7 protein-coding genes are annotated in these 13,297 nt (G+C 34.8%); 5 read left to right on the top strand and 2 right to left on the bottom strand.

Annotation, left to right across the window (positions count from 1 at the left end):
- Positions 1 to 144 precede the first annotated feature (144 nt).
- The gene (locus M0M57_RS02985; protein WP_248435246.1) at positions 145 to 4,350 is read left to right on the top strand and encodes a T9SS type B sorting domain-containing protein; all 4,206 of its coding nucleotides are present in this window, start codon (positions 145 to 147) and stop codon (positions 4,348 to 4,350) included.
- Positions 4,351 to 4,644: 294 nt separating this feature from the next.
- Here M0M57_RS02985 and miaE read toward each other — a convergent pair whose 3' ends face one another.
- On the bottom strand, positions 4,645 to 5,226 hold the full coding sequence (gene miaE, locus M0M57_RS02980; protein ID WP_248435244.1) for a tRNA-(ms[2]io[6]A)-hydroxylase: 582 nt from the start codon (positions 5,224 to 5,226) through the stop codon (positions 4,645 to 4,647).
- Between the two features lie 75 nt (positions 5,227 to 5,301).
- On the opposite strand from miaE, the gene M0M57_RS02975 reads away from it, so the two are divergent.
- Complete coding sequence (locus M0M57_RS02975; protein WP_248435242.1) at positions 5,302 to 6,522, top strand: glycosyltransferase family 4 protein; 1,221 nt, start codon at positions 5,302 to 5,304, stop codon at positions 6,520 to 6,522.
- A gap of 31 nt (positions 6,523 to 6,553) precedes the next feature.
- Here the strand turns inward: M0M57_RS02975 and M0M57_RS02970 are convergent, their stop codons facing one another.
- Positions 6,554 to 8,071 (bottom strand): glycosyltransferase, encoded by a 1,518-nt coding sequence (locus M0M57_RS02970; protein ID WP_248435240.1) that lies wholly within the window; start codon positions 8,069 to 8,071, stop codon positions 6,554 to 6,556.
- Between the two features lie 415 nt (positions 8,072 to 8,486).
- Between M0M57_RS02970 and M0M57_RS02965 the strand changes: the two genes are divergently transcribed.
- From M0M57_RS02965 to M0M57_RS02955, 3 genes are all read left to right on the top strand, one after another.
- Positions 8,487 to 9,653 carry a PAS domain-containing sensor histidine kinase gene (locus M0M57_RS02965; protein ID WP_248435238.1) on the top strand — a complete coding sequence of 389 codons (1,167 nt, stop codon included), beginning with the start codon at positions 8,487 to 8,489 and terminating at the stop codon, positions 9,651 to 9,653.
- 237 nt (positions 9,654 to 9,890) lie between these two features.
- The gene (locus M0M57_RS02960; protein ID WP_248435237.1) at positions 9,891 to 10,904 is read left to right on the top strand and encodes a helix-turn-helix domain-containing protein; all 1,014 of its coding nucleotides are present in this window, start codon (positions 9,891 to 9,893) and stop codon (positions 10,902 to 10,904) included.
- A gap of 222 nt (positions 10,905 to 11,126) precedes the next feature.
- A complete protein-coding gene (locus M0M57_RS02955) occupies positions 11,127 to 13,259 on the top strand; it encodes a catalase (RefSeq protein WP_248435235.1) in 2,133 nt (710 codons plus the stop codon).
- The last annotated feature ends 38 nt before the right edge of the window (positions 13,260 to 13,297 follow it).

Below are 13,297 nucleotides of genomic sequence, written 5' to 3'. Positions count from 1 at the left end.
TTGTTGTTAATTAGGCTAAAGCGTATGTAATTTACGCTTTGGCTTAACATTTTTTATTTCTATATCCTCATTACAATTTGTAAGATTATACTTCGATAATTAATTTTTTTTAAAAGTTGATTGTTACAATTATTATTTGATTCAATGAAAAAGATAGTTGCCTTTATAATATTCCTTTTTTTAAACTCACTTTTTGCCCAAACTCCTAACGATTGTGTAAATGCAATCACGGTTTGTAGTGATGGAAATTTTTCTTCAAACGCAGATGGAATCGGTAATTTTCAAGAGGTTTCCGGATGTTCAAGTTTTGAACATAATACCATTTGGATAAAAATAAACATTGTTCAAGCAGGAACACTCGGATTTCATATTCGACCCAATGATACAGACATTCTAGTAGATTATGATTTTTGGGTTTTTGGACCAAATGTAAACTGCGGAAGTTTAGGAAATCCAATTAGATGTTCAACCACAAATCCACAAATGGCAGGACTTCCGAATAATCACACAGGAATGTATGGAAGCACTACTTCAACACAAAGTGGTCCCGGAGCAGACGGTAACGGTTATGTTCGATGGCTAAATGTATTGCCCGGTCAATCTTATTTTGTAGTGGTGGATAGACCAATTGGAGACGGTGGTTTTGAATTAGAATGGATTGGATCTGCCACTCAAGGCAACGGAGCTTTTGCACCACCACCAACTGCCAATTCAATTGAAGATTATGTAACCTGCAGTACCAATGCTAATACAGGGATTTTTGATTTAAACACAGTTAGAAGTTCAATAAATGCTGATTTAGTGGCAAACACAATTACATTTCACACAACCATTGAAAATGCTATCGATGGAATAGGAGCTTTGCCTAATATTTTAGCAAATTCAACCAATCCACAACAAATTTTTGCTCGTGTGAGAGATAATGTAACGGGTTGTACATCCATAACCGATTTTAACTTGGTCGTTTATCCTGTTCCGGATGCAGCTATTGCGGTTTCATCCACAGGAATTTGTCAGGGTGAACAAGTGACCGTAACTATTACCGGCACACCGAATGCAACAATCACCTATCAAATTAATGGAGAAACAAATCAAACCGCTTTGTTAGATGCTTCGGGCAGTTTTAGTTTTGATGAAATATTGAATGCTGATACAACTTATACTTTAAGTCTCGCACAAATTATCGATACGGATGGGTCAGTCATTTGTTCCCAAAATTTATCAGAAAGTATATCCGTTACGGTGAATGAAATTCAAGCTCCAACTTTTGTAACCAATTCCCCAATTTGTAGCGGTGAATCGGCAATCATAATTTTTACAGGAAAACCAAATACTGTTTTGAATTTTACAGTAAATGGAAATCCGGAGACTATAAATATTGATGGAACGGGTTCTTATACACATACCATCAACAATGTAACAACTAATCTCAATATAATTTTAGTTGACATAACTGATGTTGCTGCTCCGTTTTGTTCATTAACAGTTAATGAGCCAATAACTATTTTGGTGGAAAATGCACCAATAATTGTAAATCCTACACCTTATCTAATTTGTGACACAACCGGAAGTCCTACCACGGCTTTGTTTCAATTGGATAGTAAAAATGACGAAATCACCAACAACAATTCGGCTTTAACGGTAACTTATTTTCTGACTCAAGCTTTGGCGAATACCGGAAATCCGGCTGATGCGTTGCCTAATTCATACCAAAGTATTTCTGCTAATCAAACAGTGTATGTTAGGGTTGAATCAGCAGCGGGTTGTGCATCTTTTACCGAATTAGTTTTGCAAGTCGTGGAAGCCCCAACTGCCAATAATCCATCACCATTAAATCAGTGCGAAAACGGAACAACCGGAATTGGAACATTTGATTTGGATCAGGCTGTAGCCGAAATTATTCTGGGAAATACTTTTCCTGTTACTGTGACTTTTTATGAAACATTGGCTCAAGCTCAATTAGGAGATGATGAAATTACGCTGACCAATGCTCACAATAGTGCTTCAGGTTCAGTTTTTGTAAGAGTGCAAAGCGGTTCTTGTTTTGAAATTGTAGAATTAGTTTTGAATGTTCTTCCCAATCCAATCCTTACTTCTCCGGGAATAATTTCTGAATGTGATGATGATTCGGATGGGATAACTTCATTTAATTTAGCTAATTTAGTGAATACAATTTTGAACGGATTATCTACAACTGATTATTCAGTGCGATTTTATACCAATCAAGACGATGCGATCAATCAACCGCTGAATTTTATTTCACCAACCAATAATTACGAAAATACAACGCCATTTAATGAGACAATTTGGATTCGTTTACAAAATAACACAACCAATTGTTTTACGGTTCAAGCACTTTCGTTAGTTGTAAATATTCCATTGCAATTACCAGTCAATGCATCGCTCACAGTTTGTGATGTTGATAATGATGGCTTTGCCGTTTTTAATTTAACGAGTTCTCAAAATGCAATTCTAGTGAATGCAGCAAATCCGTCAAATTATCAAGTTCATTTTTATCATACGGAGTTAGGAGCAATAAATGAAATAGCATCTGAACTTATAAATTCTCCCGGAAGTTTTACTAATTTAATTTCAGGAAATTCAACAATTGGTGTGAGAGTTGAACATAATTCAACAGGATGTTTTAGTACAACTACATTGAATTTGAACCTGATTCCGTTACCGGATGTGAGTGCAATCACGCTTCCAAATTTGATATTATGTGATGAAGTTACGCCAAACGACTTGTCTGAAGAGTTTGATTTGACAGTTTATGAAAATCTCATCCGCAACGGAATTCCTAATTTGAATATTACGTATCACAACTCAATCGGGAATGCAAATAATGGTACAAACCCAATTGGAACAGCGGCAAACTACAATTCTCCATCCACAACAATTTATATTCGAGTGGTAAATAGTTTGAGTGTAAATCCAATTTGTTCGGTTGTTCTTCCACTGAATTTGGTGGTAAATCCGTTGCCAAGTTTGCAAGTAAATGAAATCGTTATTTGCGATGCCAATCTTTCCGGTTTTGCCGACTTTGATTTACAAGGAAAAATTCCTGAAATTTTAGGATCATCGCAACCAAGTAGCAGTTTTAGTGTTGAATTTTTTGAAGATAGTTTGGAAAATTCTCCAATTACATCCAATCCATACACGAATACAACAATTGATTTACAGATAATTTATGTAAAAATTACAAATCTCACTACGCTATGTTCAGTAATTCAACCGTTTGAATTGAAAGTAGAAGCAGGTGCTCAAGCCACACAACCCGCTATTTGGGAAGTTTGTGATTATGATGGAACAAATGACGGAATCACCACTTTTGATTTAACTACGTTAGATTCAGTCGTGTTGAACGGACAAAATCCAGCTGATTTTTTAGTGACGTATCATCTAACTGCAGGCGGAGCTTTGAACGGAACAAATGCAATAGCAAATCCGGAAAGCCATCAAAATACACTTTCTCCAAATCAACAAACGATTCATATTCGAGTAAAAAACATCAATTTTGTGACTTCTTGTGTGGCAACTACAACAGTGCTTTTACGAGTTGAAAAATTATTGGAACCGGTTGTAACTTCGATTGATGGAAGCAACACGATTTGTGTGAATTATGAAATCGGAGTTGTTGAACGAACGTTGACATTACGAAGTAGCATTCAAGGAAGTAATTATACATACACTTGGTTTTTAAACGGGAGTATAATTCCAAATGCAACGGCAAGTACGTATGTTGTAAATACTGCTTCGCCGGGAATGTATTCCGTTTTGGTTGAAAATTCGGTTTCTACTTTAGGTTGTATTTCTGATCGAAGTGATGATTTTGAAGTAATTCAGTCCGGACCGGCAGTGGTCATTGATTATCAGGCTTCGGGAGCTTTTTCTGAAAACGCAACGATTACGGTGCAAGTGGAAGGTTATGGCGAGTATTGGTTTCAGTTGAATGACGGACCAATTTTGAATAATGGCGGAATTTTTACGAATGTTCCACCGGGAATTCATTCGGTTACTGTTCACGATCAAAAAACCGAAAATCCATCGTGTGACAATGTGATTATTGAAAATATTCAGATTATTGATTATCCAAAATTCTTTACGCCAAATGGTGATGGTTATAATGACGAATGGAATATTACGGCATTGCGAAACCAACCGAGTGCTTATATTGTGATTTTTGATCGTTACGGAAAATTGATAAAATCAATTAGTCCAAATGGAGCAGGATGGGATGGAACTTTTAATGGAAATGCTCTGTTTTCAACTGATTATTGGTTTATAGTGTACTATGAAGAAAATGGTGTTTCTAAGGAATTTAAAGCTCATTTTGCTTTAAAAAGATAAAATTACAAGATTGTTTTTGATTAATTTGAATTGGTTTAGAATTACATAAGCAATGCAACTGGAGCCGTCTTGAAAGCAATTTTAAGACGGTTTTTCTTTTGCCACCAAGGAAAGAAGGCACAAAGTTTAGGATGATTGAATGTTGAAAACTGATGCTGAAAATTGATTTGATGCACGGTACCCGCGTGAGGGATTGCAGCGGAAAGCCCACAGAGAGGAGGAACGACGAACGAGGACTTGCAGCGAAAAGCCCGACCCGGAGCTTGCGGAGGGGCACGCCCAAATTATAAAAATCTATCCGTGAACAGTTTCTTTTTTGCCGTAATTGGAGATGAGTTCGCCTTCGAATTCGAGCCATTCTTGCCAACGTTTATCGACATCGACTTTTTCGGAATATTTGCGGGCAAAGCGTAAAAAAGTGGTGTAATGGTTGGCTTCGCTAATCATTAATTCGCGGTAGAAATCGGCTAATTTTTTGTCTTTTATATTTTCGGAAAGCACTTTAAAACGTTCGCAACTGCGGGCTTCAATCATTGCGGCAAAGAGCAATCGCTCGATTAAAGCATCGTTTCTGGAACCTCCTTTTTTGGTGAATTTCACGAGTTGGTTCACGTAATCGTCTTTTACTTCGCGACCAAATTCGAAACCACGTTCTTGAATAATGTTGTGTACCATTTGAAAATGTTCCATTTCTTCGATGGCGATTTTGGCCATTTCGGTAACTAATTCAACGTTTTCAGAATTGTTGGTGATGATGTAAAGTGCGTTGGACGCTGCTTTTTGTTCGCACCAGCAGTGATCGGATAAAATTTCTTCGAGGTTTGATTCGGCGATGTTTGCCCAACGTGGGTCGGTTTTTAGTTTTAATCCTAGCATAATTCTCGTGATTTTATACAAAAATAATGCTTTTTATTTGAATAGAATTGCCTCTTTTATTGCTATTTTAGTCGGATGAATGCATTGGAAAATAAACGGATTTTAATTATTGGCTTTGTTTGGCCGGAACCGAAATCGTCTGCAGCCGGAAGTAGGATGATGCAATTGATTGCTTTTTTTAAGGAAAATGGCGGGAAAATTACGTTTGCCAGCACAGCTTCTGAAAGTGAATTTTCGGAAGAATTGATTGATGTTGACAAAAAGCAAATTGCGTTGAATTGTACTTCGTTTGATGAATTTGTGTCGGAATTGCAACCGGATTTGGTTTTGTTTGATCGATTTATGACGGAAGAGCAATTTGGGTGGCGAGTGGCAGAACATTGTCCGAATGCATTGCGAATGCTGGATTCGGAAGATTTGCATTGTTTGCGTGAAGCCAGAAGATTGACAGTTTTGAAGAATAAACCGTTTGTTTTGAACAATGATTTGGCGAAACGTGAAATTGCGAGTATTTATCGTTGTGATGTGACGTTGATGGTTTCGGAATTTGAAATGGAGTTGTTGCAAACGCATTTTAAAGTGCCGTCATTATTATTGTTTTATTTGCCGATTTGGGTAGAAAAGGAAACGTTGAATTTACCGAGTTTTGAAGAACGAAGCGATTTTATGTTCATTGGAAATTTTCTGCACGCTCCTAATCACGATGCGGTTGTGTATTTGAAAGAAGTGATTTGGCCGTTGTTATTTGAAAAATTTCCGGAAGCGAAGATGACTATTTATGGAGCTTATCCAACACAAAAAATAAATTCGTTGCATCAACCGAAGATGAATTTTTTTGTTCACGGAAGAGCTGAAAGTTCATTTGAAGTGATTTCGAAGGCGAGAGTTCTTTTGGCTCCAATTCGTTTTGGTGCCGGAATTAAAGGGAAATTGTTGGAAGCGATGGAGTTTGGAACTCCGAGTGTGACTTCATCAATTGGGGCAGAAGCAATGAACGGAGATTTTTTGTGGAATGGATTTATTACTGATTTACCTGAAGATTTTGCTGAAAAGGCAATTGAATTATACCGAAATAAATCAACTTGGTCAAATGCTCAACAAAATGGTTTTGAGATATTAAAGAATCGATTTTCGAAAGATTTATTTGAAGATTCTTTTAAAGAATTTTTATCTGATAAATTTAAAAATTTGGAAAAGTATCGAAATGAAAATTTTACAGGTTTACTATTGATGCATCATTTTTTGCAGAGTACGAAGTATATGGCGAAGTGGATTGAGGAGAAGAATAAAGAGTAAAAGAAAGCGAGTCCTAAAACTCGCTTTTCAATTATTTTGCTGTTGGTAATTCCCTCGTTAACCAACCGCTTTTTCCTGCGGTGGCAATAGCGTAAGGTGCAATCCAGAATAGACCAAAAGTGTATAAAATACTATAAGTATAAGCCCAAATTGATTCTGATAAATTATATCTTTTCGCATAAAATAATACCGGAAATGTTGATATGATTAAGATGCTGGCAAGCGTTGAGCTTAAAAACAACAACGGATGGGTTGCAATAAAAAAGAACATAAAAAGCATAAAAGGATACGTCATCAATATCGTTAAACTTTGATTGATAAATAAAAGTCTAGCTCCGGCTTTCGATTCTTTTCTAAAATCGGTAAACACATATTTTGCCATCATAATGTTTTCACGAACGTTGCTTCTTCCCCAACGGATAAACATTTTGTATAAACCTTTGTATCGTTCCGGAACATTAGTCAAAACGTGTGCATTTCGTTGAAACAAAACTTCTTTTCCTTGTTTTAAAATCATATTCGTCATTGCTCTGTCTTCACCGATATCGGATGGTTTTCCCATAAAAGTTTGGTTAATCCATTCTTCCAAACAATTAAAAACGGCATCTCTTTTGTAAGCGGCTAAAGCTCCAGGTGTACAAAGTACCGAGCCTAACATACTTTCTGCCGAACGAACAAATTCGAAACTCATTACAAAACTAACGTTTAGCATTTTGGGCAACATCGCTTTTTCGTTGTTCAAAACTCGCACGTTTCCGGCAACAGCTCCACAATTTTCATTGGTTACAAACGGACTTACTAAATTACGTAACGTATCTTTTTTTATAATGGAATCACTATCGATGGTTACAAAAACATCGCCGGTTCCTAAGTTAAATCCACGGTAAAGAGCGTGTCTTTTTCCTTTGTTTTCCGGTTGTTGAAAAATAGTTAAACGATCGCCTAAATGTAATTTTGCTTGTTGCATCCAATACCAAGTGTCGTCTTTGCTACCATCATCAATGGCTAATAATTGTAATTTATCTGCCGGAAAATCACTGTTAGCAATACTCAAAAGTGTATCCCAAACTAATTTTCCTTCGTTGTACGCAGGAACAATTACCGTACAAGTTGGCAATTCTTCATCTGAGACAGATTTAATAGCTTTATATCGAAAATATAAGTAAACTTTAAATAGAAAAAAGCACGCTTTGTAAGCCAACAACGTAATGGATAAAATTAAAAAAGCCATTCCCCAAGTAGAATTCATTCGTTCTAAATTGAATTGCTCAAAACTTGGTTGTAACTCATAAACCAAAAAGGCTGCACCAATCATCATTAAAAATGTACTGATTAGTACAACTAAATTTATTGGATTGGCTTTAGACTGATTTTTATTTGAAAAAAACGATTTAAAATAATCCTCAACTTTCCAATAGGCAATTGAAACAACACGGTGAAGTGAATTACTGTAAACTGGTAAAATGAAACTATACAAAGTTTGTTCTCTGTTTCTTTTCTCTTTTAAAGAAGAGTTAGATTGGTTTGAATTTAATTTTTGGCTTTCCATCGTTATTTGAATTTGGTATTTTACTTTTTTCTTGATTTGGGTTTTTGTTTCTGTAAAAAATCCTTTTAAAAATTCTTAGGTATTTACACAAACATAATTAGCAAGCCTTATGCCTGTTTTTTAAACACCTGAAAACAAGTAGTTTGCATGAAAGATAAGTTTGTGAAAAGTGTGTAATTTTTACCCAAAAGACGATGTTTTACACAGTCGTGATGTGTGTAAAAAATGCCGACATCTAGTAGACTGCCCTTTAACAGCGAATTGTTTTTTCAAAATTTAATAGAAAGCTCCTTCAACTTTAATTATATAACATATAATTATTTTTGTGTAACATAATTGAAAACTAATGTAATAGTTTTGTTCAATATGCTCGATGCAGTCTTTTGTATTAAAATTAGAATTTAGAAAAGAGAATATGGGAAAGGAAACAGATAAAGTTTTGAAAGAACAATATGTGCCAAATGCAGAATTCTATAGTCAAATAGTAAATAGTTTACAGGACTACGCTGTTTTTACGGTGGATAGAGAATTAAACATCAATAGTTGGAATTCGGCTGCCACAAAAATATTTCAGTTTACTACCGAGGAGATTATTGGAAAACCATTCGAAATTATTTTTACAACAGTAGATATAAAAAGTGGTATTCCAAAATTAGAAATTGATATTGCTTTACAAGAAGGACGATCAAATGATGTTAGATGGCATAAACGTAAAGATGAATCTACATTTTATGCAGACGGTTTAGTTTTTCCATTGAAAAATGAAGAGGAGGAGGTAATTGGTTATGTTAAAATTTTGAGAGATATCACAGCTCGAAAAGCCTCAGAAGATGCGATCAAAAAATATTCAAAAGAGCTTGAAGAATTGAATACACATAAAGAAAATGTGCTTGCTATTTTGTCGCATGATTTAAGAAGTCCATTGGCGGGAATAATACAAGGTGCAGAATATTTAAAATTGAATTATAATACTATTGAACCTGTTTTAGTTAAAGAGTTATTGGACGAATTTCATATAGCTGCAGTAGATGAATTGGCGATGTTAGATTATCTTGTGGAATGGGCCAGAATAAAATATGCTGCCGAAGCTTTTGTTCCAACCAACATCAATTTGAATGAAGCTGTAACGAAGGTTTTTAAATCATTAAAAGAGACTGCGGCCATCAATGCAATAAATTTTAGGAATGATGTTGATGACAGTTGCATCGTTTTTGCAGATGATAAAATGGTCAATTCTATACTTCATAATTTAGTTTCTAATGCAATTAAACATTCTGAAGTTGAAGGAAAAATTGCTGTGTCGGCCAATGAAAATGAAGATATGATAATTGTAAAAATAAAAGATTCCGGTATTGGAATGTCACAAAAAAAACAAGACAAGCTTTTTTCTCCGCAATTGAAATCACTTTCCAAAGCTTTAGAAAAAGACAAAGGAGCCGGTATAGGACTATTATTAGTGAAAGGATTTTTAGAAAAAAACGGAGGTAATGTTTGGGTAGAAAGTTCTGAGGGCAAAGGAGCTTCGTTTTATTTTACATTACCCTTAAAAAAGTCGTTGTCTTTAAACAATCATGTTGTATAAAAAGAACGATGCTGGTGAAAAAATCTAAATGATAAAAAAAATAAGAAAATAGTGGAAACAATTAAATCACAATACTTTGCAATTTTGTCTTGAACAATGGTTGATTTTCAGTACGATTATAAGCTGTTTTAAAGCAAGATTTTTTAAATCCAAGCCATTTAAAATTTTACCATTAAAGTTATTCACTAAAAATTCGTTGAATCTGCAATACTATTTAAAAAAAAATTTGAAGCAAGAATGAATATAATAATAACATCTACTAATCTTTCTATTGTTTTTAAACAATTGCATAAACAATTGGGAGGTACCTTGTTGTTAAAAACAAAAGAATACATTCTAAAATTAAATAATGATATAGCGTGTGGCATCATTTCTGGAATTGCCGTTGAGAATGCAATAATCTATATTGAGTATGATATCATATTTAAAAAGGATATAACGATTCAATTTAGAAATGAGAAATCAAATTCCATTCATTTCGGTTATTGTTCTAAAGGAGAATTACTTCAGAGTTTTGATAGTAAAGACAAAAAGGATAGAATCGGTCAGTTTCAAACAGGTATATTTTCTAACACACATGATCGAAAAACTTATTTTCATTTCAAAAAAGAAAAATATAGTAACGTTTCAGTAATAACTTTAGATGCTTCTAATGTAACCGATATGGAACTACATAGTCAACTAAAAAACAAGTTTTTCAATAGTCCAAAAATTCATCAATTTTCATATATAGGTTCATTCAATTTAAAAATTGCAGAAAAAATAGAAGAACTCAATGGCATAGAACAAAACGGCTTAATTAGAAGTTTGATGATTAACAGCACTGTGTTTTTAATTTTAGCATTAGAAATTGAGCAACATAAAGCGGATGAATTGAATGATGAAAGCCAATTTTCATCTTTAACAAAGTCGAACATGGAAGCGGTTAAAGAAATTTCACAATTCATTCGAAATTATCCAGAAATTAATTACACCCTAAAATACCTTAGTCGAAAAGCCGGATTAGCACCACTTAAACTTCAACAAGGATTTAAAGTTTTACACGACAGAACAGTATCCGATTATATACGAAATGTTCGCGTTGAAGTAGCCGAAAAACTAATCAGAACAACAGAACTCAATATATCGGAAATTGTGTATAGTGTTGGATTAAGTAGTAGAAGTTATTTTTCAAAAATCTTTAAAGAAAAGTACAATTGTAGTCCAAAATATTATAAAAGTAATCAAAACACGCTCAGCATTACAGCGTAATTAATACCAACTTATTTTCCGGAAATATACCAATTGCAATTTGAAGTGTTAGTGAACCTAATTTTCATGTTGCCATTTGTTTTGTAGCAATACAATTTCTTTTGAGTTCATTATTAATTCTTTAGAGTTAATATAATCTTCAAATTAATTGGAAATTGCCTTTTATAAGTAGTTGTTTAGACGAAACTATTTTCATTTTTCTAATTAATAAAACAAACGAATATGTCTGAAAAAAATAAGACTGAAAATCAAAAAATTGACGATTTAAAAAAGCATCATAAAGATGGCGATGACAAAACATTGACCACTAACCAAGGTCTAAAAGTGAATGATACCAATAATTCACTGAAGTCAGGTGAACGAGGAGCAACGCTTTTAGAAGATTTTCTTCTACGTGAAAAAATCACCAGTTTTGACCACGAACGAATTCCGGAACGTATTGTTCACGCAAGAGGAAGTGCCGCTCATGGTGTGTTTGAATTAACGGAAAGCATTCCACAATTCAGTAAAGCAGGGATTTTTAATGATTTAAATAGAAAAACACCCGTTTTTGTCCGCTTTTCAACAGTGGCAGGATCAAAAGGTTCGCCTGATTTAGCCAGAGATGTGAGAGGTTTTGCTGTGAAATTTTATACACAAGAAGGAACTTGGGATTTGGTGGGAAATAATATGCCAATCTTTTTCATTCAAGATGCGATGAAATTCCCCGATTTAATTCATTCCGTTAAACCGGAACCGAATAACGAAATTCCACAAGCCGCTTCTGCACACGATACTTTTTATGATTTTGTTTCGCATGCCACAGAAACGCTTCACAATCATATTTGGGTAATGAGTGACAGAGCCATTCCGCGAAGTTATCGAATGATGGAGGGTTTCGGAATTCATACTTTTCGATTAATTAATGAAGAAGGAGAATCACATTTTGTGAAATTCCATTGGAAACCGGCTTTGGGTGTTCATTCCGTTACTTGGGATGAAGCCGTAAAAATGAGAGGTGCCGATGCCGATTTTCACCGACGTGATTTGTGGGATGCCATTGAATCCGGTCATTTTCCTGAATGGGAATTAGGAGTTCAAATTGTGCCGCAAGCCGATGAATTTAAATTTGAATTTGATTTATTAGATCCAACAAAATTAATTCCGGAAGAAATGGTTCCTGTTCAAATCATTGGAAAAATGACGTTAAACAGAAATCCTGAAAATTTCTTCGCAGAAACAGAACAAGTTGCTTTTTTACCAGGCCATATTGTTCCCGGAATTGATTTTACCAATGATCCGTTGTTACAAGGACGTTTATTTTCGTATAGAGATACACAACTTTCTCGTTTGGGCGGACCTAATTTTCATCAAATACCAATCAATCGACCTATTGTAGAAACACACAACAATAACCGGGATGGGATGATGCAAACAGAAATTCCAAAAGGACAAACGGCCTATTTTCCGAATTCATTGAGTGGCGGTTGTCCGCATTTAGCGAAAATTTCGGAAGGAGCATTTCACTCTTACGAAGAAAAAATTGATGCTAAAAAAATTAGAGGTCGAAGTGAAAGTTTCAATGATCATTTCTCGCAACCAGCTTTGTTTTACAGAAGTTTAGCAAAATGGGAACAACAACATGTTGCCGAAGCCTACACGTTTGAGTTAGGAAAATGTGAGCATGATTATATCAAAGAACGCATGCTTTGGTTGATTGCACAGATTGATACCGATTTGGCAAACGAAGTAGCAACCGGATTAGGTCTAAAAGTCCCTACTAAAATTGAACAGCCCATTAATCAAGCTATCGGAGCCGATGCTGAGGTGCAAAAACATCAACCCCCAGCCAAAAAGAATTATTTAGATAAATCGCCAAAACTCAGTCAAGCGAATACCAAATTTGACAGTATTGCCACACGACAAATTGCCGTTTTGGTTGCGGATGGATTTTCGATGCGTAATTATAAAAAAATGACCGATGCGTTAGAAAAAGAGGGAGCCGTTTTGAAGTTAATTGCTCCACATGGCGGTGTAGTTATCTGTGATGAAAACATGAAACACACAGTTGATGCTTCGATTATGACAACCGAAAGTGTTTTGTTTGATGCGTTATTTATTCCTGGCGGTAAAAAAGCAATTGATACAATGAAACAAGAAGCTAAATTTTTGAAATTCATTAATGAAGCCTTTAAACATTGTAAAGCCATTGCTGTGAATGCGGAAGGCGAAAGCATTTTGGATGAAACATTTGTTGCAAAATTTAAAGATGATGCCACGGTTCTAATTAACCAAGATCCGAAAGAATTTAGTAAAGCAATTGCAAAACACCGCAATTGGGATAGAATGAACGTTGCCAAAAATATACCGGTATAGACTCGTTAAACTTTAATTAGTTGTAGAACTAATTACAA

Origin of the sequence: Flavobacterium azooxidireducens, assembly GCF_023195775.1 — a bacterium.
Taxonomy (GTDB): Bacteria; Bacteroidota; Bacteroidia; order Flavobacteriales; family Flavobacteriaceae; genus Flavobacterium; species Flavobacterium azooxidireducens.
This window is presented reverse-complemented; position numbering and strand designations above follow the sequence as displayed.

Bases quoted from the DNA above. Each gene is read 5' to 3' on its own strand.
- M0M57_RS02985 (WP_248435246.1), top strand. From the start codon at position 145: ATGAAAAAGATAGTTGCCTTTATAATATTCCTTTTTTTAAACTCACTT.
- miaE (WP_248435244.1), bottom strand. From the start codon at position 5,226: ATGCTAGGATTAAAACTAAAAACCGACCCACGTTGGGCAAACATCGCC.
- M0M57_RS02975 (WP_248435242.1), top strand. From the start codon at position 5,302: ATGAATGCATTGGAAAATAAACGGATTTTAATTATTGGCTTTGTTTGG.
- M0M57_RS02970 (WP_248435240.1), bottom strand. From the start codon at position 8,071: ATGGAAAGCCAAAAATTAAATTCAAACCAATCTAACTCTTCTTTAAAA.
- M0M57_RS02965 (WP_248435238.1), top strand. From the start codon at position 8,487: ATGGGAAAGGAAACAGATAAAGTTTTGAAAGAACAATATGTGCCAAAT.
- M0M57_RS02960 (WP_248435237.1), top strand. From the start codon at position 9,891: ATGAATATAATAATAACATCTACTAATCTTTCTATTGTTTTTAAACAA.
- M0M57_RS02955 (WP_248435235.1), top strand. From the start codon at position 11,127: ATGTCTGAAAAAAATAAGACTGAAAATCAAAAAATTGACGATTTAAAA.